This window comes from Pseudonocardia petroleophila (assembly GCF_014235185.1).
Taxonomy (GTDB): Bacteria; Actinomycetota; Actinomycetes; order Mycobacteriales; family Pseudonocardiaceae; genus Pseudonocardia; species Pseudonocardia petroleophila.
In genome coordinates, this window is the sequence record NZ_CP060131.1 from 4,483,318 (window position 1) to 4,502,679 (window position 19,362).

The window sequence follows — 19,362 nt, forward strand, 5'->3', positions numbered from 1 at the left end:
CGCTACCCCGCGGGGGCCTCGTCGTAGCGCGCGAACCGGCGGGTGAACGCGGCGGTGCCCGACGTCATCGCCCGCAGATCGACGGCGTAGCGCAGCAGCTCGACGCACGGCACCTCGGCCCGGACGAGCGTGCGGCCGGGCGTGTCGACCTCGGTGCCCAGCACCCGCCCGCGCCGCCCGGACAGGTCGCCGAGCACGGTGCCGAGGTGCTGGTCGGGGATCCGCACGTGCACCTCGTCGAACGGTTCGAGCAGCACCGTGCCGCAGACGGCCGCCGCCTCGCGCACCGCCAGCGCCCCCGCGGTCTGGAACGCGGCGTCGGAGGAGTCGACGGAGTGCGCCTTGCCGTCGACCAGGACCGCGCGGACGTCGACGACGGGATGGCGGTCGTCGTCGAGGCCGCGGTCGAGCTGGGCGCGGATGCCCTTCTCGACGCTCGGGACGAACTGCGTCGGCACGGCCCCGCCGACGACCGCGGACCGGAACTCGACCCCCGATCCCCGCGGCAGCGGCTCGAACTCGACGTGGCACACGGCGTACTGCCCGTGCCCGCCGCTCTGCTTGACGTGTCGTCCGGTGACCCGACCCGGACCGGCGAGGGTGACCCGCATCGCGACCCGCACGGGCTCGGTGTCGATGCCCGCCCCGCCCGCGCGCAGCCGGGACAGCACGACGTCGGCGTGGGCCTCGCCCATGCACCACAGCACGCTCTGGTGGGTCTCGGTGTTGCGCTCGAGCACCAGCGTCGGGTCGGCGGCGACGATCTTGCCCAGGGACTTGACCAGCGCGTCCTCGTCGCCGCGGGTGCGGGCGACGACGGCGATCGGCAGCAGCGGCTCGGGCAGGTCCCAGCAGGACAGCAGCAGCGGACGGTCGGCCGCCGACACGGTGTCGCCGGTCTCGGCCGACCCGAGGCGGGTGAGCGCGGCGATGTCCCCGGCCACGACGGCGTCGACCTCGTGCAGCGTCGCCCCCAGCGGCACGTGGACGTGGGCGAGCCGTTCGTCGTCGTCGTGGGCGTGGTCGGCCCCGCGCTGGCGGGGGACCGCGGTCCGCCCCCAGGCGGCGTGGCCGCTGACGTGCACGGCGGTGTCGGGCCGCAGCGTCCCGGAGAACACGCGGACCAGCGAGACCCGTCCGACGTAGGCGTCGACCGAGGTCCGGACGACCTCGGCGGCGAGCGGGCCGTCGGGGTCGGCGGACAGGGCGTCGCGGGGGCTGCCGTCGATGCCGCAGACCGGGGGCAGCGGGTGCTCCAGCGGCGACGGGAACCCGCCCGCGAGCACCTCCAGCAGCGCGTCGAGCCCGATCCCGCCCGCGGCGCAGACCGGGATCACCGGGTGGAACGACCCGCGCGCGACGGCGGTCTCCAGGTCGGCGACGAGCGTGCCGAGCTCGAGGTCCTCGCCGTCGAGGTAGCGCTCCATCAGCGTCTCGTCCTCGGACTGCTCGATGATCCCCTCGATCAGCGACGCCCGGGCCTCGCGCGCGCCGTGCGGGGCCTGGCCGGCGGGGGTGCGGGAGAGCAGGCCGTAGATGCCGGTGAGGCGCTCGCCGATGCGGATCGGCAGGTAGAGCGGGGCGACCCCGGCCCCGAACGACTCCTGGCAGGCGGCGATCGTGGCCTCCAGGTCGGCGCGCGGGCCGTCGCAGCGGGCGACGACGACGGCCCGCGGCATGCCCACCGCCGCGCACTCCTCCCACTGCGCCACCGTCGCCGGGTCGATCCGGCCCTCGCGGCCCTCGTCGGCCGAGACGACGAACAGCGCGGCGTCGGCGGCGCGCAGGCCCGCCCGCAGCTCGCCGACGAAGTCGCCGTAGCCGGGCGTGTCGACCAGGTTGATCTTGATGCCGTCGTGGAGCACGGGGGCGACCGACAGCGCGACGGACCGCTGCTGGCGGACCGCGGCGGGATCGTGGTCGCCCACCGTCGTGCCGTCGGTGACCGACCCGGCCCGGGGGATCGTGCCGGTGTGCGCGAGCAGCGCCTCCACCAGCGTCGTCTTGCCGGACCCGGACGGCCCGACCAGCACCACGTTCCGGATCCGTGCGGGGGAGACGGCCGCCCCGACCGTCCGCGTCCGCACGCCCGCTGCTCTGCCGGCCATGGTGACCACCTCGTCCCCGTCGACGTGAGCGTCATCACACACCTGAGCGGCCTCCCGGGACAAGGGCCGCACGACCACAACGGTCAGAACCCGGGTGCATTGGTGCCCGCCGGTAGGGTCTGCGCCGTGGCTGTCCCCGGTCCTGGTTACGCGATCACCGCCCGTGTCGAGGTCCCCTCCTCCGCGAGCGCGGCAGGCGATCTCACGATGGCCGTCGGCCGGGTCGGGGGTGTCGTCACCGCGTTCGACGTGGTCGAGGCGGCCACCGCCACCCTCGTCGTCGACATCTCCTGCAACGCCCTCAACGAGGGGCACGCGCAGGAGATCACCGCGGCACTGGAGGCGCTGCCGGGCGTCTCGGTGCGCAAGGTGTCGGACCGGACGTTCCTGCTGCACCTTGGCGGCAAGATCGAGGTGACGTCGAAGGTCAGCCTCCGCAACCGCGACGACCTCTCCCGCGCCTACACCCCCGGCGTCGCCCGGGTCTGCCAGGCGATCGCGGCCAACCCGGCCGACGCCCGGCGGCTGACGATCAAGCGCAACACCGTCGCCGTCGTCACCGACGGCTCCGCGGTGCTCGGGCTGGGCAACCTCGGCGCGGCCGCCGCGATGCCGGTCATGGAGGGCAAGGCGGCGCTGTTCAAGCGCTTCGCCGGCGTCGACGCCTGGCCGGTCGCCCTGGACACCCAGGACACCGAGGAGATCATCCGGACCGTCCAGATCCTCGCGCCCGCCTACGGCGGCATCAACCTCGAGGACATCGCCGCACCCCGCTGCTTCGAGATCGAGGCCCGGCTGCGGGAGATGCTCGACATCCCCGTGTTCCACGACGACCAGCACGGCACCGCGGTCGTCGTGCTCGGGGCGCTGCGCAACGCGCTGCGGGTCGTCGACAAGAAGCTGGACGAGTGCAAGGTCGTGGTCTGCGGGGTGGGCGCGGCGGGCTCGGCGATCATCCGGCTGCTGCGGTCGGGCTCGCCCGGTGACGTGCTCGCCGTCGACATCGACGGGATCGTGCACTCCGCCCGGCCCGGCCTCGACGACAACCTCACCTCGATCGCGGGGATGACGAACCGCTCCGGGACCACCGGCACGCTCGCCGACGCCCTCGTCGGGGCCGACGTCTTCATCGGGGTGTCCGCGCCCAACCTCTTCGGCGCGGCCGAGCTCGCCACGATGGCCGACGACGCGATCGTGTTCGCCCTGGCCAACCCCGACCCCGAGGTCGACCCGGCGCTGGCGCTGCAGCACGCCGCGGTCGTCGCGACCGGGCGGTCGGACTACCCGAACCAGATCAACAACGTCCTCGCCTTCCCGGGGGTGTTCCGCGGCCTGCTCGACGCCCAGGCCCGCGACATCACCGACGCCATGCTGCTCGCCGCGTCCGCCGCGATCGCCGACGTGGTGACCGAGCCCAACGCCAGCTTCATCGTGCCCAGCGTGTTCGACGCGGCCGTGGCCCCGGCGGTGGCGGAGGCGGTGCGGAACGCGACGGCGAAGAAGGACGTCGCCCCCGCCTGACCGCCGCGCCCCCACCCGGTGGGCCGCGGATTACCCTGGCCCGCGTGGTTCCCGTGATCGGTGTGCTGGCCCTGCAGGGCGACGTCCGCGAGCACGTGCGCGCGCTGGAGGAGTGCGGGGCGCGGGCGGTGGCCGTCCGCCGCCCGGCCGAGCTCGCCGCCGTCGACGCGATGGTGCTGCCCGGCGGGGAGTCGACCACGATGAGCCGGCTGCTGGTCACCTTCGACCTGCTCGAGCCCCTGCGCGCCCGCGTCGCCGACGGCATGCCGACCTACGGGTCGTGCGCCGGGATGATCCTGCTCGCGCGCGAGGTCCTCGACGGCCGCCCCGACCAGGAGCAGCTCGGCGGCCTCGACGTCGTGGTGCGGCGCAACGCGTTCGGCCGCCAGGTCGACTCGTTCGAGACCGACCTCGACGTCACCGGCGTGCCGGGCGACCCGGTGCGCGCGGTCTTCATCCGCGCGCCCTGGGTGGAGAAGGCGGGCGACGACGTGGAGGTGCTGGCCACGGTGCCCGACCACACGGTCAGCGGGGCCGGCACCGGCGCCGCGGCCGGGCGGCCGGTCGCGGTGCGGCAGGGCAGCGTGCTGGCCACGGCCTTCCACCCCGAGCTGACCGGCGACCTGCGCATCCACGCTCTCTTCGTGGCGACGCTGCGCTGACGCCCCACCCCGCCCCGCGCCCCCCGCCGCTCGCCGCGCCCGCCCGCCCCGCCCCGCCCCGCCTCGGTTGCAGTGGGGTGGCTCCACTCCAATCCGGTTGGAGTGGAGCCACCCCACTGCGACTCATCGTGGGCGGGCTCCCGGCCCCTCGGCCGTGACCGGAGGGCGGGGGCGGGCCGCGGCCGCCCGGTAGGACGCGACGAGCTCCGCCGTCACCTCGCGACGCTGCACGCGCAGGCGGCCGGGGAGGGTCGGGAGGATCGCCGCACCGGCCGCCGTGAACCGCGCCCGCTTCTCCTGCTCCCGCGCGTAGTCCTCCGGTGCGAGGTGCCACTGGTAGGAGTTGATCTCCCAGGCCAGCGCGACGTCGTCCCACCACGCGTCGGCGATCCCCAGGAACCGGCCCGCGGCGTCGTGCACCGGTGCGTTCCACCACGGTTCGGGCAGTCCGGACCGGTGCCACAGCTTCTTCGCGTCCAGCTCGGCGGCGGACCGGATGCCGTCGCGCACGTCGCGCAGGACCCGCCGCGGGGTGGCGGACCCGTGCTGGCCGCCGGCGTCGAGCTCGGTGACCAGCTGCGCGACGGTGCACAGGTTCCGCTGCACGGCGTCGGAGATCAGCTCCGCGATCTCGCGCTCCGAGCGCAGCAGCCGCGCCGCGTCGGCGACGGCCCGTGCGACCGGTGCCAGCGGGATCCCGCCGCGGGAGACCGGGTGGGGCAGCCTCCGGGTCCGGTCGATCCGGAGGAACCAGGTGTTGCGGACCTGACGCGTGTGCGGCACCAGGAGATGCAGCGACGCACCGGAGGCCGGGCCGCGCCGGATGCGGTGCCGGCGGCAGGCCTCGAGCCCGGTCAGCACGGCGTCGGCGCCGGCGTGCAGGAGTGCGGCGACCACGAGCTGGTCCGAGGTCGGCTGCCCCGTGGACAGCAGCAGGACGCCGGGCGCGAGCCGCTGCCACGGACCGCCGTCACGGCAGCGGTGGTACACCGTCGACTCCGGCACCCCGAGCGCCACCAGGGCACGGGCGGTGATCACCCCGCCGCGCGACGCGGCCCAGATGGCCGCCCGATCAGGTCCACGCCTCCGCCTCACGCCGCAGATGATGCGGGTGGAGGCCGCACCTGCGAGGCGTTTCGGACCAACTGCCACCGCCCGGGTCCCCGTCCCGTCGCAGTGGGCGGTGAGCAGCGGGCGGCGGTGCGGCGGGGGGGCGGGTCAGGTGGGGAGGCGGTAGCGGATCAGGCGGCTGCTGTTGCCCACCACCGCGACGCTGCTCGCGTTGTGCAGGACCGCCGCCACCACCGGGCTCAGCGCGCCGCCCGCGCCGATCAGCAGGCCTGCCGCGTTCACCGCGATGGACATGCCGTAGTTCTGGCGGATCAGGCCGATGCCGCGGCGGCCGAGGTCGCGCAGGGCGAGCAGGGCGCGGAGGTCGTCGCCGGCCAGCGCGACGTCGGCGGTCTCCACCGCCACGTCGGTGCCGCCGACCCCCATCGCGATGCCGATGTCGGCCAGGGCGAGCGCGGGGGCGTCCTTGGTGCCGTCGCCGACCATCGCGACGGTGTGGCCGTCGGCCTGCAGCGCCCGCACGAGGTCCTGCTTCTCCTCGGGCATGACCTGCGCCCGGAACTCGGTGATCCCCAGCTCCTCCGCGACCGCGGCGGCCGTGGTCGGGTGGTCGCCGGTGAGCATGACGATCCGGGTGACGCCGTCGGCGCGCAGCGCGTCGAGCACCTCCCGGGACTCCGGCCGCACGGTGTCGCGCAGCGACACCAGCCCCACCAGCCGCCCGTCGACGGCGAGCAGCAGCGGCGTCTCCGCCGCCCGCTGCAGCCGCCGCACCCAGTCCTGCGCCCGCCGCGACACCGGCACCCGCTGCGCCCGCAGCAGCTCGCGCGACCCGATGAGCAGCACCCGCCCGTCGCTCTGCACGCGCATGCCCTGCCCGAGCAGCACCTCGCACTCCTCGTGCGGCGGGATCGCGATGTGCCGCTCCTCGGTGGAGCGGATCACGGCCTGCGCCAGCGGGTGCCGCGAGTGGATCTCCGAGCTCGCCGAGTACGCGAGGACCTGCTCCGGCGACCAGTCGTCGTCGAACGACACGACGTTCGTGACGACCGGCCGCCCCTGCGTCAGCGTCCCGGTCTTGTCGAACACCACCGCGTCGACGCGCCCGGCCGCCTCCAGGTGCGCCCCGCCCTTGATCAGGATGCCGCGCCGGGCCCCGTTGCCGATCGCGGCGCTGATCGCGGTGGGCGTGGCCAGCCCGACGGCGCACGGGCACGCGATGAGCAGCATCGTCATCGCGCGCCGGACGTCGCGGGTGACCAGCAGCGTCAGCGCGGCGACCGCGAACGAGGTGGGCACGAAGCGCCGCGAGAAGTTCTCGCCGACGGTCTGGATCGGGGCGCGGTCGTCCTGGGCCTGCTCGACCCGGGCGATGATCCGCCCGATCGCGGTGTCGCGCCCCACCGCCGACGCGCGGACGACCAGCCGCCCGCGCAGCAGCACCGACCCGGCGTGCAGCGCCGCGCCGGGCTCCACGGCGACGGGCAGCGTCTCCCCGGTGATCGCGGCCTGGTCGACGACGCCCTCGCCGGAGACCACCACCCCGTCGACGGGCAGCACGACGTGCTCGTGCACGACGACCTCGTCGCCGATCACGAGGTGGTCGATGTCCACCTCGATCTCCGTGCCGTCGGCGAGCCGGGTCCAGGTGCGGGTCTGCGTGCCCGTCAGCAGCTCGGAGATCGCGCGCCGGGAGCGGCGCAGCGTGAGGTCGGCGACGTACTCGCCGATGTTGAGCAGCCACAGCACCGTCAGCGCGACGACGTTCTCGCGCAGCAGCAGCGAAGCGACCGTCGCCGCGGACACGAGCGCGTCGGTGCCCGCCCCGCGGCCGCCGACGAGCGCGCCGAACGCCCCCTTGAGGAACGGGTAGCCGGTGAAGATCGTCACGCCGGTGGCGACCGTGCGGCTCGTCGGCCCCAGCAGCGGGGGCCGGCCCAGGCCGCGGCGCACCCCGAGCGCGGCGAGCGCGACCCCGCCGACGACGAGCCGGACGAGGTCGCCGTCGCGGGCGTCGGCCGAGCGCGGCGTGCGGGCCGACGTCGCCTCCGGGTCGGCGCCGAGTCCCTTCTCGACGGCCTCGACGAGCTCGCCGCGGTCGCAGCGGGCCGGGTCGAACCAGACGACGACGTTGCCGGTGCGCGGGTACGCGTGGACCTGGCGGACCCCGGCGACCGCGTCCACCGCATCCTCGACGGCGACCGCGAGGGCGGGGGAGCGGAGCAGGCCCGGCGTGGCGAACCGGACACGCCCGGCGGCGTCGGACCGGACGGTGGCTGGAGGCTGGACGGTGGCGGCCGGCACCACTAGTGGGAGTGCCCGTGACCGGTCGCCGCGCCCGGCGCCGGGGCCTGCTCGCCGATCCGCTCGCGGGCCTCGGCGACGATGTCGGCGGTGGCGAGCCGGGCCTTCTCGGCGCCGGTCTCCGCCGCCCGCGCCCCGCGCAGGCCCAGCGCGGTGACGCCGACGGCGGTGCCGCGCACGGCGTCGCGGGTGACGACCTTCTTGACCCCCTCGAACGCGACCGCGCCCGCCAGACCGGTGACCACCAGCGAGGCGGCCTTGCCGACGAATGCGCCGAGCACCATGGAGCCACTCCTATCGAGAACCGTTGTCGATCCCGACCAGACTACAACGATCACGGACCGCGTCGGCACAGCGTCTAGACTCGGCCACGGCAAGATCGGTCGCGGAGGTGTCGCATGGACGGTCCCCCGACCGCCGAGCTGGGCGGGGAGGCGGCGCTGCGGGAACGGGTCCGGGCTGTGGGCCGCCTGCTGGTCGCCTACTCCGGCGGGGTCGACTCCGCGCTGCTCGCCGTCGTCGCCGCGCAGGAGCTGGGCACCGGCGCCGTCGCTGTCACCGCCGTGTCGGCGAGCCTGCCGCACAGCGAGCGCGTCGCCGCCCGGGCCTTCGCCCGCGCGCACGGCGTCTCCCACGTCGAGGTCTGCACCGACGAGCTCGACCGTCCCGAGTACGCCGCCAACGACGGCGACCGCTGCTACCACTGCAAGTCGGCGCTGCTCGACGTCCTGACCCCGCTCGCGGCGCTGAGCGGCGCGCGGATCGCGCTCGGCACCACGTGCGACGACCTCGGCGACCACCGGCCCGGGCAGCGCGCCGCCGCCGCGCGCGGGGCGATCGCGCCGCTGGTCGAGGCGGGCCTGGGCAAGGCCGACGTCCGCCGGATCAGCGCCGGGCTCGGGCTCGGCACCGCCGACAAGCCCGCCGCCGCGTGCCTGTCCTCGCGCGTCGCCTACGGCGAGCCCGTCACCGTCGAGGTGCTGGGCCGGATCGAGCGGGCCGAGGACGCCGTGCGCGCGCTCGGCTTCGCGGTCTGCCGCGTCCGGTCGCACGGCGACGGCTCCGTCGCGCGGATCGAGGTCCCCGCCGCCGACGTGCCCCGCGCCGCCGACCTGCGCCGCGAGCTCGACGCCGCGGTCCGGGCGGCCGGCTTCGCGTTCTGCGCGCTGGACCTGCAGGGCTTCGCGAGCGGGCGGATGAACGTGCTGCTCGGGCTGCCGGCCCTGCGGTGACGGGGCCCGAGGGGTACGCCGACCTCGGCTACGCCCGCCCCGACCTCGACCGCGAGCAGCGGTCGGGGCTGCCCGAGGTCGTCTACGGCCCCGGCAAGACCCCGGAGGCGATCTCCGGGGTGGTGCGCGAGCTGCTGGCCGCCAACACGGGCCCGGTGCTGGTCACCCGGATCGAGGCCGGTGCCGCCGCTGAGGTGGCGGTGCCCGGCGGCACCTACGACGCGGCGGCCCGGCTGCTCGTCTGGCGCCCCGCCCCGTCGCGGGGGTTCCGGGTCGTCGTCGCCTCGGCCGGCACCTCCGACGCCCCGGTCGCGGCGGAGGCGGCCGCCGTCGCCGCCGCGGTGGGGCTGGAGGTCCACGAGATCCGCGACGTCGGCGTCGCGGGGCTGCACCGGCTGCTCGCCGAGCGCGAGGTGCTCGCCGCGGCCGACACCGTCGTCTGCGTGGCCGGGATGGAGGGCGCGCTGGCCAGCGTCGTCGGCGGGCTGGTCGGGTGCCCGGTCGTCGCGGTGCCGACGTCGGTGGGTTACGGCGCCGCGCTGGAGGGCGTCACGGCGCTGCTCGCGATGCTCACCTCGTGCGCGGCCGGCGTCGTCGTGGTCAACATCGACTCCGGGTTCGGCGCGGCGATGGCGGCGCACCGCCTCGCGCACGCGGCGGACCGTCGGGCGGCCGCGCGGTGATCTGCTGGCTGAACCCCGTCGGCGGGGTGTCCGGCGACATGCTGCTCGGGGCCCTGCTCGATCTCGGCGCCCCGCTCGACGGGGTCCGCGCCGCCGTCGCCGCGACGGGCCTGCAGGGCTGGAGCCTCGACGCCGAGCGCGTCACCCGCGGGGCGCTGACGGCGACCCGCGCCGTCGTCACCGTCCACGACACCGCGACCGAGCGCCGGGCCGCCGCCCTGCTGGAGCGGGTCGCGGCCTGGCCGACGGCGGTGCGCGCGGTGCGGGCGATCGCCGAGGTGGAGGCCCGCATCCACGGCGTCGACCCGGCGCAGGTGCACCTGCACGAGATCGGCGGGCTCGACACGGTCGTCGACACCGTGGGGGTCGCCGCGGCGCTCGACCTGCTCGGCGTCACCGCCCTGCACTGCGGCCCGCTCCCGCTGGGGCACGGCACCGTGACCACGCGGCACGGCGTCCTCCCGCTCCCCGCCCCCGCCACCGCCGCGCTGCTCGCGGCCGCGGGCGCGCCGGTGACCGGGGTGGGGGAGGGCGAGACCGTGACGCCGACCGGCGCCGCCCTGCTTCTCGGCGCCGTCTTCGGGCCCGTCCCGCCGATGGTCCTGCGCGCGGTGGGCTACGGGGCGGGCGGCCGCGACGACCCGGACCGCCCGAACGTCCTGCAGGCACTGCTCGGGCAGGCGCAGGGGGAGGTGGGGACGATGACGCTGCTGGAGACCAACGTCGACGACGTCACCGGCGAGGTGCTCGGGCACCTGGTCGCCCGCCTCCTCGACGCCGGGGCCGCCGACGCCTGGATCACCCCGATCGTGATGAAGAAGGGCCGCCCGGCGCACACCGTGCACGTCCTGGCCGCGCCGGAGCGGGCCGCCGGGTGCGAGCGGATCGTCCTCGCCGAGACCGGCAGCCTGGGCCTGCGGCGCAGCCCCGTCGAGCGCGTGGCGCTGCCGCGGCGCACCACGACCGTCGACGTGGACGGGCACGCGGTCCGCGTCAAGCACGGGCCGTGGGGGTCCAAGCCCGAGCACGACGACGTCGCCGCGGCCGCCGCGGCGCTCGGGCTACCCCTGCGCGAGGTCGCCCGGCGCGCCCGCGACGACGGTGATCGCGGGCCCGAGCTTGAGGGTCCGGGTGACGTAGCAGACCCGTTCCGCTGACGCGACGAGCGCGTCGCGCTCCTCGCCCGTCGGCGACTCGGTGGTGACGGTGATCCGCAGCGCGGAGAACTGCGGGCCGTCGTAGGTGCCCGTGACCACGACGTCCAGCCCGACCAGCTCGATGTCGCGCTTGCGCGCGGAGTAGGCCATGGCGAGCGTCATGCAGGAGGCCACCGAGGCGAGCAGCAGGTCGGTCGGCTGCGGCCCCTTCCCGGTGCCGCCCGGGACGGACTCCGGCTCGTCCACGACGAGCTCGAACCCCCCGGCGTCGACGACGGCGCGCAGGCCGCCGTCCCAGCGCGAGCTGACCGTGCGTTCGGTCACGAGTACCTCCGGTAGTGGGACGTGCAACACACGTGCAACGAACACCTGGGAACGTGGCGCCTCGCCCGACCCGAGGAGCTGCTGATGACGATCATGACGTGTCCCGCCGCGACCGCGACCCGAGCCGCCTGCACCGACGGGTGCACGATCGACCCGGCCCTGCGCGCCCACCACGACCGCCTCCTCACCGTGGAGCACGACGCCGACGAGGTGCTCGAGCTGATGGAGCTGGCCGTCACGTGGGGCGAGCTGGAGTACGCCGACGAGCCGCTCGTCGGCCCGGACCGGTGGATCGAGTTCGCGGCCACCCACGTCTGGGTCGACGCCGACCGCGCCGAACGGATCTTCTCCCTGGCCGCCGACGTCGCGGCCCGCTCGGCGGTCCCGGTCCGGATCGCGGCGTAACCGGTCACCGGGCCAGGCCCGTCACCGGCTCGGTCCCGACGTCGAACACCGTGGCGGTCGCGTCGCCGAGCCGCAGGTCGAGGTGCCCGGTGTCGTCGAGCGTGCCCAGCACGGCGGCGTGCAGGCCGCGCGCGGTGAACGCCGCGACGAGCTCGTCCTCGCGCCCGTCCGGGGCGCAGAGCAGGAAGCCGAAGCTGGGGAAGCACGTGAGCCAGGCGGCCAGGTCGACGCCGGCGGGCACCGGCAGCGCGGCCAGGTCGACCGCGACGCCGAACCGGCCCTGCTCCAGCAGCATCGCCAGCGACCCCGCGAACCCGGCCATGCTGATGTCCTTCGCGGCCACGCACGACCCGGCGGCCGCCACGGCGGCGAGCAGCCGGACGTCGTCGGCGCAGCGGGTGCCGCGGGCCTCGAAGGCGGGGAAGAACGGGAAGTCCGGGCGCATCGTCCCGTCGAGGGCGTAGGCCACCACCAGCTTCTGCCCGACGGCCATGCGCGTCACCGACAGCGGGTGCGTCGCGGCGCCGACGCCGAACGCGGACACCGCGGGCTCGCCGTCGTGCTCGGTGAGGTGCCCGCCGATCACCGGGACGCGCAGCAGCTCGCAGGCCCGGCGCATGCCCTCCAGCACGCGGCGCGCGACCCCGGCGTCGGCGACGACGGTGTCGACGATCCCCAGCGGGACCGCGCCCATCGCGGCGAGGTCGTTGACGTTGGTGAGCACCGCGGCGAAACCGGCGCCGAACGGGTCGGCCCGCACGAAGGGCGGCCACATCGCCTCGCCGCAGGCCACGACCGACCCGCCGAACGCCTCGACGACCGCGCCGTCGTCGCCCGGCCCGCCCAGCCAGTCGCTGCGGCCCAGCACCTCCGACACCAGGCCGATCGCGGCCTTGCCGCGCATCCCGGGATGGGAGCGCAGCACGGTGACGAGGGCGTCGAGCGAGTCCTGATCAGTACGGGGCACGTCTCCTATAGTAGGTGTCTCTCCACTATGTGACCTATCATCGACGCGTGGTCGACCCGTCGTTCCTGCATCTCCCCGCGCGAGCGGCCAAGCCCCGCAGCACCGGGCTGACCCACGTGCTCGACCCGGGCATCCCGCCCGGCGCCGCCGCGGACCTGCTGTCCTCGGCCGCGGCCCACGTCGACATCTGGAAGGTCGGCTGGGGCACCGCCTACGTCGACGCCGCGCTCGACGCCAAGCTCGCGCTGCTCGCGGCGCAGGGCGTGCCCGCCTGCCTCGGCGGCACGCTGCTGGAGATCGCGTTCGCGCAGGGCCGCGCCCGGGAGTGCCTGGCGTGGGCCCACGACACGGGGTTCGCGATGGTCGAGGTCTCGCGCGGCACCGTCGACATGACGCTGCCGGAGAAGCGCGCGCTGATCGCCTCGGCCGTCGACCGCTTCACCGTGCTCGCCGAGGTGGGCGCGAAGTCGCCGGGCGAGCAGCTCGCGGCCCGCACCTGGCCCGCCGAGGCCCTGTCCGACCTCGACGCGGGCGCGAGCCTGGTCGTCACCGAGGGACGGCAGAGCGGCACCGTCGGCACCTTCGACTCCGCGGGGCGCGTCCGGCCCGACGTCGTGGAGGCCGTCGCGGCCGCCGTCGGCGTGGAGCGGGTGGTGTTCGAGGCGCCGCGGTCCTCGCAGCAGGCGTGGTTCGTCCGCCGCTTCGGGCCCGACGTCAACCTCGGCAACGTCGCGCTCTCGGAGGTGCTCTCGGTCGAGACGCTGCGCCTCGGGCTGCGCTCGGACACCGCCGCCGCCCGGCAGGAGGACGCGGCCGGGGCGGGTCCCGCGTGAGCGCCCCCGCCGCGGCGCCGCGGACCGGGCCCAACGTTGTCCCCGGCCGCTACCGCGGGGTGTCCGTGGCGGCCCTGCCGCCCGGCCTCGGGATCGACGAGGAGTCGCTGCGCGCGTACTTCACCGGGCGCGACGCCTACCGCCGCACCCGGTTCGTCGTCGCGCGGTCGGAGGGCCGCGTCGCCGTGCTGCACGTCGTCAAGGCGGGGGAGGTGGAGCTGTTCTCCCCGATCGTGCAGGTCACGCTGCTCGCCGGGCCCGACGAGTGCGCGTGGGTGCACGACCCGGAGGTCGACACCGCGATCCCGTCGGCGCTCGCCGCGGCCGCGGCCACCGTGCCCGGGAAGCGCGCGGTCGTCGTGCAGGGCCGCTACGAGCACGTCAACTTCATCCTCGACCCCGCGCCGCTGCGGATCGTGGTGCGCGAGGTCGTGCCCCCGGAACCGGCGAAGCTGTTCGACCAGGCGCAGCGGATCCTCGCGATCACCGAGGACCTGCCGCCGATCGAGCTGGTCAGCGAGCTGACCGACCTCGGCGCGCTGGCCGCCGAGCACCCGGCGGGGCACTACCTGCTGCCGTGCCGCGGCTCCGGGGGCGACGTCGCGGGCGCGCAGGTGTCCTACCTCGACGAGCACCCGCCGCAGGCCGACTGGACCCTGCTCGGCTGCACCCGCTCGCAGCAGATCCACGAGTGGTTCTACGGCACGGAGGTCCCCGTCGTGGACTTCTGCCCGAAGCGCGCCCCCGGCCCGCAGCCGCCGGTGCTGCTCACGAAGTGCTGCCTGCAGGAGGAGCACACCGACACCGCGCCCGGGCGGGTCACGGTGCCGTGGGGCTCGTCGCTGGAGCACGTCCGCGAGGCGCTGCGCACCCTCGCCGCGCAGCAGGAGCCGGTGTGGGCACCCGTCTGAGCAGCTCCACCCTCTACGCCCACCTGTGGGGCACCCCCGAGCTGGCGGCGGTCTTCGACGAGCGCGCGATGCTGCAGACCTGGCTCGACGTCCTCGCCGCGCTCGCCCGCGCGCAGGCGTCCCTCGGGATCGTCCCCGACTCGGCGGCCGCGGCGCTCGCCGAGATCGGCATCGACGACCTCGACCTCGACCACGTCGCCGAGCAGACCCGGGCCACCTCGCACTCGACGCTCGGCCTGATCCGGGGCCTGCTGCGGGTGCTGCCCGAGCACGCCCGCGAGCACGTCTACGTCGGGGCGACGGTGCAGGACGTCACCGACAGCTGGTTCGGGATCGTCATGCGCGACGTCGGCGCGATCGTGCGGCGCGACCTGCTCGCCGTCGAGGGGCGGCTGCTGGCGCTCGCGCGGGAGCACCGGAGCACCGTGATGGCCGGGCGGACCCACGGGCAGCCCGGTGCGCCGATCACGTTCGGCTTCAAGGTCGCGTCCTGGGCCGACGAGGTGCACCGCCACCTCGACCGGCTGGACGAGGGCGCCCCGCGCTGGACGGTCGGGCAGCTCGGCGGGGCCGTCGGCGCGCTCGCGTTCTTCGGCGCCGACGGGCCGCAGCTGCGGGCCCGGTTCTGCGCGGAGCTCGGGCTCGGCGACCCCGGCATCTCCTGGCTCACCGCGCGCGACCGCGTCGCGGAGTTCGGCGGGGTGCTGGCCGGGGTCTGCGGCACGCTGGCGCGGATCGGCACCGAGGTCTACGAGCTCGCCCGCCCGGAGATCGGCGAGCTGGCCGAGGCCGCGCCACCGGGGGCCGTCAGCTCGATCACGATGCCGCACAAGCGCAACCCCGAGGGCAGCGAGCACCTCGACACCCTCGCCCGCCTCGCCCGGTCCTCGGCCGCGGTGCTGCTGGAGGGGATGGTCGGCGGCCACGAGCGCGACGGGCGGTCGTGGAAGGCCGAGTGGATCGCGCTGCCGGAGGTCTGCCAGCTCACCGGCACCGCCACGGCGCTGGCGCTGCGCCTGCTCGACGGCCTGGAGGTCGACGCGGCGGCGATGGCCGCGAACGCGCAGCGCTACGGCGGGGGGCTGACCTCCGAGCGGGTGCTGGCCGGGCTGTCCGGGGTGCTCGGCAAGCACCGCGCCCAGCAGGTGCTGCACGAGGTGCTGCGCGAGTCCGGCGAGGACCTCGTGGCCGGGCTCGTCGCGCGCGGGGTGGCCGACGAGGCGCAGGTCCGGGCCTGGGCGACCGGCCCCGCCGTCGACGCGGCGGCGGGGATGGTGGACGGCGTCGTTGCGCGGGCGCGCTCGTGCGCGGAAAGGGTGGCCCTGGCCACCCTTTCCGCGCACGGCCGCTTTCCGCTCGGCGTGTTCCCGACACCGCTGCACCGCGCACACCGCCTGGAGGCCGCGCTCGGCTGCGGGCCGGTGTGGGTCAAGCGCGACGACCTCGCCGGGTTCGGGGTCGCCGGCAACAAGACCCGGCCGCTGGAGGTCCTGGTCGCCGCCGCGCTCGCCGAGGGCGCCGACGTCCTCGTCACCGGGGGAGGGGCGGGGTCCAACTTCGCCCCCGCCGCCGCGCTGGCCGCCCGGGTCGCGGGGCTGGACTGCGAGCTGCTCGTCGCCGGCGCCCCGGGCGGCGCCCCCGCCCCGAACCTGGCGCTCGCCGTCGCCTCGGGGGCGGAGCTGCGCTACACCGGCGAGGACCGCAGCCGGCTCGACCGCGACGTCGCCGACCGCGCCGCCGAGCTGCGCGCGGCGGGCCGCCGCCCCTACGCCGTGCCCCGCGGGGGATCGACCGGGCTCGGGGCACTGGGGTTCGCCGCCGCGGCGGCCGAGGTGCTCGCGGAGCTGACGCCCGCGCTGGTCGTGCTGTCGGTCGGCTCGGGCGGCAGCATCGCCGGGCTGACGGCCGGGTTCGCCGCGGCCGGCGTCGACGTGCCGGTGCTCGGGGTGTCGGTGAGCCGCCCGCTGCCCGACATCGCCGCCCACGTCGCCGGGCTGGCCGCCGACTGCGCGGCGCTGCTGGGCGGGCCCGTCCCCACCGCCCCCGAGTGGGTCGACGCCCGCGGCGCCGGGTTCGGCGTCGCGTCGGCGCGCGACCGCGACGCCGCCCGCCTCGCCCTGCACACCGAGGGCCTGCTGCTCGACGACTCCTACGGCGCGAAGGCGTTCGCGGTGCTGCTCGACCGGCTCCCCGCCGCCGGCCCGGTCGTGTACTGGCACACCGGCGGCGTGCTCCCCGCCCTCACCCACCTACCCGCCAGCCCCGACGTGGAGGCCCCGCAGTGACCACCCCCCGCCGCACCCGCGAGGGCGGACCGCCCCAGGGCGGCCCGGCCCGCGAGCTGGTCGAGTCCGGGTTCGCCCTGGAGAACGCCGACGCCCCGTTCCTGCACCGCGGGCTCAACCTCGCCGACATCTCCCACGTCCTCGACCTCGCCCGCCGCGGCATCGTCGCCCCCGACGCCGAGCGGGAGCTGCTTGCCCTGCTCCTCGACGTCCACGAGATCCCGGCCGAGGACTTCCCCTACGACCCGGAGTTCGGCGAGGCCTACAACTCCCGCGAGCACTACTTCGTCGGCCGGATCGGCGACGCCGCGGGCTGGCTGCACGCCGGGCGCCCGCGCCGCGAGGCCACCCGGATCGCGCTGCGCCTGCACCTGCGCCGCCAGCTCGCCGAGCTCGTCACCGAGGCCGTCGCCTTCGCGCGCGTGGCCTGCGACCGCGCCGAGGAGCACTCCCACACCCTGCTCCCGGACCAGACCTACCTGCAGCAGGCCCAGCCGTCGACGTTCGGGCACTACCTGCTCTCGTTCGTCTACTCCTGCGTCCGCGACGCCCGCCGCCTGCTCGACGAGCTCGACTGGGTCGACTGCTCGCCCGGGGGCGCGGGCTGCGTCAACGGCACCCGGCTGCTCGAGGACCGCAGCTTCATCGCCGCCTCGCTCGGGTTCGAGGGCGTCATCGAGCACACCCGCGACGCGATGTGGCAGGTCGACGGCCTGATCCACGTGCTGGCGACGGCCTCGAGCCTGCTGTCGAACTTCTCCAAGCTCGCCGAGGACCTGGAGATCTTCTCCTCGAGCGAGTTCGACTTCGTCGACCTCGACGACTCCTTCACCCGCTCGTCGGTGCTCATGCCGAACAAGCGCAACCCCTACGCGCTGGCGATCGTCCGCGGCGCGTCGGGCGTGATCATCGGTCGGCTCTCCGGCTTCCTCGCGGTGACGAAGAGCCCGTCGGCCCGCAGCGACAACCTGATCTTCGCCTACGGCGAGGTGCCCCGGGCCCTGGACCTCACCCTGCGGATCACGCGCCTGTTCACCGGCGTCGTGCGCACCCTGCGGGTCAACGCCGACCGGATGGCCGAGGAGCTCGCCCGCGGCTACACCCAGGCCACCGACCTCGCCGAGCACCTCGTGCAGCGGGTCGGCGTCGACTACCGCACCGCCTACGTCGTGGTCGGTCGCGCGGTCCGCACCGCCAGCCGGGCCGGGATCCCGGGCGGCGGCATCACCGGCGAGATGATCGACGAGGCCGCGCGGGAGCACACCGGCCACGACTGGGGCCTCGCCGGGGCCGACCTGTCCGAGGTGCTCGACCCCTGGCGGATCGTCCTGTCGCGCGCGGCCCAGGGCGGGGCCGCGCCCGACGCCGTCGCCGCCATGATCGCCTCCCTGCGCACCCGCCTCGACGGCCTCGACGCCGAGGCCGCCGCCCGGACCGCGGGCTTCGACCGCGTCGAGGACGCCCTGCTCGAGACCGCGCGCGCCGTGGTCGACCACAAGGAGAACCGATGCTGACGCTCCCCACCGATGTCGCCGTCGTCAACGTCGGGCTGCCGATGTTCGCCGACTCCGTCCGCGAGCAGGGCGTGCCCGTCCAGCAGGTGGACTGGTCGCCCCCCGCGGGCGGCGACCCCGACCTCGTCGCCGCCCTGACCCGGGTCTACGGTCCGCGGGCCGCGGAGATCGACGCCGCGAACGCGGAGGTCGTGCGCCGCCTCGACGAGGGCGTGCCCACCCTGACCGGCGTGTCCCGGGTCGCCGACGTCCTGCCCGGGCTCGGCGAGCGCACCCTGCTGCACTGCGGGCCGTCGATCACCTGGGACCGGGTGTGCGACCCGCTGCGCCGCTCGATGCGCGCCGCCGTCGTCGCCGAGGGCTGGGCGTCCGACGTCGACGAGGCCGGGCGGGCGCTGGCCGACGGGTCGGTGACGCTGGCCCCGGCCAACGCCCACGACACGGTGGTGCCGATGGCCAGCGCGATCGGCCCGTCCGCGCCGGTGTGGGTCGTCGACTGCCCGCAGGGCGGCACCCGCGCCTACGCGCCGATCAACCAGGGACCGGGCGAGGTGCCGTGGTTCGGCCGCGAGACCCCCGCCGCGATCGAGCGGCTGCGGTTCCTGCGCGACGTCGCGGGCCCCGCGCTCGCGCGCGTCGTCGAGGAGGCGGGCCCGCTCGACGTGTTCGCCCTCGCGAAGCAGGGCGTCGCGATGGGCGACGACCTGCACATGCGCACCCAGGCCACCACCAACCTGCTCATCCGGACCTGGCTGCCGCAGATCGCCGCGCTGCCCTCGCCCGAGCGCGAGCAGGTGGCACGGTTCCTGGCGGGCAACCACCTGTTCTTCCTCACCGTCGCGATGGCCGGGGCGCGCTCGCTGACGGCGTGGGCCGGGCAGGTGCGGGGGTCGAGCATCGTCACGACGATGAGCCGCAACGGCACCGACTTCGGCATCCGGCTCGCGGGCTCCGACACCTGGCACATCACCGACTCCCCGCCCGTCGGTGACGCGCTCTACAACGCCGGCATGGGCCCCGACGACGCCGCGCCCGACATCGGCGACAGCGCGGTGCTCGAGCTGACCGGCCTCGGCGGGCCCGCGGCCGGCGGCTCGCCCGCCGTCGCCGGGTTCCTCGGCGGCACGATGGCGGCCGCCGCGGAGGCCACCGAGCGGTTCGCGCGGATCAGCGCGGGGCGCAGCAGCCGCTTCACGCTGCCGCCGATGGGCTTCGTCGGCACGCCGCTGGGCGTCGACGTCCGCCGGGTGGTGGAGCTGGGCATCCGCCCGCAGGTCACCACCGGGATCCTGCACGCCCACGACGGCAGCGGGCAGGTCGGCGCCGGGGTGGCGACGGCCCCGGCCGCGTGCTTCGAGGCGGCCCTGAAGGAACTGGCCGGCTGA

Annotated in this window: 17 protein-coding genes; 11 read left to right on the plus strand and 6 right to left on the minus strand. The window is 76.0% G+C overall.

What is annotated here, in order from left to right; genetic code table 11:
- Nucleotides 1-2 precede the first annotated feature (2 nt).
- On the minus strand, nt 3-2,108 hold the full coding sequence (locus tag H6H00_RS22145) for an elongation factor G-like protein EF-G2 (RefSeq protein ID WP_185717639.1): 2,106 nt from the start codon (nt 2,106-2,108) through the stop codon (nt 3-5).
- Nucleotides 2,109-2,234: 126 nt separating this feature from the next.
- Between H6H00_RS22145 and H6H00_RS22150 the strand changes: the two genes are divergently transcribed.
- Nucleotides 2,235-3,629, plus strand: a complete 1,395-nt coding sequence (locus H6H00_RS22150) for an NAD-dependent malic enzyme (protein ID WP_185717640.1) — start codon at nt 2,235-2,237, stop codon at nt 3,627-3,629.
- Between the two features lie 44 nt (nt 3,630-3,673).
- Nucleotides 3,674-4,291, plus strand: a complete 618-nt coding sequence (gene pdxT / locus H6H00_RS22155; protein WP_379539962.1) for a pyridoxal 5'-phosphate synthase glutaminase subunit PdxT — start codon at nt 3,674-3,676, stop codon at nt 4,289-4,291.
- Between the two features lie 123 nt (nt 4,292-4,414).
- On the opposite strand, the gene H6H00_RS22160 is transcribed toward pdxT, so the two are convergent.
- The 3 genes from H6H00_RS22160 to H6H00_RS22170 all read right to left on the minus strand — a co-directional run bounded on the left by H6H00_RS22160 (nt 4,415) and on the right by H6H00_RS22170 (nt 7,950).
- Nucleotides 4,415-5,386 (minus strand): hypothetical protein, encoded by a 972-nt coding sequence (locus H6H00_RS22160; RefSeq protein ID WP_185717641.1) that lies wholly within the window; start codon nt 5,384-5,386, stop codon nt 4,415-4,417.
- Nucleotides 5,387-5,509: 123 nt separating this feature from the next.
- The gene (locus tag H6H00_RS22165; protein ID WP_304632925.1) at nt 5,510-7,666 is read right to left on the minus strand and encodes a heavy metal translocating P-type ATPase; all 2,157 of its coding nucleotides are present in this window, start codon (nt 7,664-7,666) and stop codon (nt 5,510-5,512) included.
- Nucleotides 7,667-7,668: 2 nt separating this feature from the next.
- On the minus strand, nt 7,669-7,950 hold the full coding sequence (locus H6H00_RS22170) for a DUF1490 family protein (protein WP_185717642.1): 282 nt from the start codon (nt 7,948-7,950) through the stop codon (nt 7,669-7,671).
- Nucleotides 7,951-8,064: 114 nt separating this feature from the next.
- On the opposite strand from H6H00_RS22170, the gene larE reads away from it, so the two are divergent.
- The 3 genes from larE to larC are packed head-to-tail and all read left to right on the plus strand — an operon-like array spanning nt 8,065 to nt 10,738.
- Nucleotides 8,065-8,898 carry an ATP-dependent sacrificial sulfur transferase LarE gene (gene larE / locus H6H00_RS31950; protein WP_221775630.1) on the plus strand — a complete coding sequence of 278 codons (834 nt, stop codon included), beginning with the start codon at nt 8,065-8,067 and terminating at the stop codon, nt 8,896-8,898.
- Nucleotides 8,895-9,581, plus strand: a complete 687-nt coding sequence (larB, locus tag H6H00_RS31955) for a nickel pincer cofactor biosynthesis protein LarB (protein ID WP_221775631.1) — start codon at nt 8,895-8,897, stop codon at nt 9,579-9,581. The genes larE and larB overlap by 4 nt, the downstream gene beginning before the upstream one ends.
- Nucleotides 9,578-10,738 (plus strand): nickel pincer cofactor biosynthesis protein LarC, encoded by a 1,161-nt coding sequence (gene larC, locus H6H00_RS22180; RefSeq protein ID WP_185717643.1) that lies wholly within the window; start codon nt 9,578-9,580, stop codon nt 10,736-10,738. The genes larB and larC overlap by 4 nt, the downstream gene beginning before the upstream one ends.
- On the opposite strand, the gene H6H00_RS22185 is transcribed toward larC, so the two are convergent.
- Nucleotides 10,643-11,062, minus strand: coding sequence for an OsmC family protein (locus H6H00_RS22185; RefSeq protein WP_185717644.1), 420 nt, complete (start codon nt 11,060-11,062; stop codon nt 10,643-10,645). The two genes, larC and H6H00_RS22185, sit on opposite strands and share 96 nt — an antisense overlap.
- Before the next feature lie 84 nt (nt 11,063-11,146).
- On the opposite strand from H6H00_RS22185, the gene H6H00_RS22190 reads away from it, so the two are divergent.
- A complete protein-coding gene (locus H6H00_RS22190) occupies nt 11,147-11,467 on the plus strand; it encodes a hypothetical protein (protein WP_185717645.1) in 321 nt (106 codons plus the stop codon).
- A gap of 4 nt (nt 11,468-11,471) precedes the next feature.
- On the opposite strand, the gene H6H00_RS22195 is transcribed toward H6H00_RS22190, so the two are convergent.
- Nucleotides 11,472-12,434, minus strand: coding sequence for an AIR synthase related protein (locus tag H6H00_RS22195; protein WP_185717646.1), 963 nt, complete (start codon nt 12,432-12,434; stop codon nt 11,472-11,474).
- Between the two features lie 47 nt (nt 12,435-12,481).
- On the opposite strand from H6H00_RS22195, the gene H6H00_RS22200 reads away from it, so the two are divergent.
- From H6H00_RS22200 to H6H00_RS22220, 5 genes are read left to right on the plus strand one after another with little or no spacing between them, the layout of a single operon-like run.
- Nucleotides 12,482-13,267 (plus strand): phosphosulfolactate synthase, encoded by a 786-nt coding sequence (locus H6H00_RS22200; protein ID WP_185717647.1) that lies wholly within the window; start codon nt 12,482-12,484, stop codon nt 13,265-13,267.
- Nucleotides 13,264-14,178, plus strand: coding sequence for an XcbA family protein (locus tag H6H00_RS22205; RefSeq protein WP_185717648.1), 915 nt, complete (start codon nt 13,264-13,266; stop codon nt 14,176-14,178). The genes H6H00_RS22200 and H6H00_RS22205 overlap by 4 nt, the downstream gene beginning before the upstream one ends.
- Nucleotides 14,163-16,463 carry a pyridoxal-phosphate dependent enzyme gene (locus tag H6H00_RS22210; RefSeq protein ID WP_185717649.1) on the plus strand — a complete coding sequence of 767 codons (2,301 nt, stop codon included), beginning with the start codon at nt 14,163-14,165 and terminating at the stop codon, nt 16,461-16,463. Before H6H00_RS22205 ends, H6H00_RS22210 begins: the two co-directional genes overlap by 16 nt.
- Nucleotides 16,460-17,977 (plus strand): argininosuccinate lyase, encoded by a 1,518-nt coding sequence (gene argH, locus H6H00_RS22215; RefSeq protein WP_185717650.1) that lies wholly within the window; start codon nt 16,460-16,462, stop codon nt 17,975-17,977. Before H6H00_RS22210 ends, argH begins: the two co-directional genes overlap by 4 nt.
- Nucleotides 17,971-19,362 (plus strand): YlbE family protein, encoded by a 1,392-nt coding sequence (locus tag H6H00_RS22220; RefSeq protein ID WP_185717651.1) that lies wholly within the window; start codon nt 17,971-17,973, stop codon nt 19,360-19,362. Before argH ends, H6H00_RS22220 begins: the two co-directional genes overlap by 7 nt.

Bases quoted from the DNA above. Each gene is read 5' to 3' on its own strand.
- larE (WP_221775630.1), top strand. From the start codon at position 8,065: ATGGACGGTCCCCCGACCGCCGAGCTGGGCGGGGAGGCGGCGCTGCGG.
- H6H00_RS22170 (WP_185717642.1), bottom strand. From the start codon at position 7,950: ATGGTGCTCGGCGCATTCGTCGGCAAGGCCGCCTCGCTGGTGGTCACC.
- H6H00_RS22145 (WP_185717639.1), bottom strand. From the start codon at position 2,108: ATGGCCGGCAGAGCAGCGGGCGTGCGGACGCGGACGGTCGGGGCGGCC.
- H6H00_RS22190 (WP_185717645.1), top strand. From the start codon at position 11,147: ATGACGATCATGACGTGTCCCGCCGCGACCGCGACCCGAGCCGCCTGC.
- H6H00_RS22220 (WP_185717651.1), top strand. From the start codon at position 17,971: ATGCTGACGCTCCCCACCGATGTCGCCGTCGTCAACGTCGGGCTGCCG.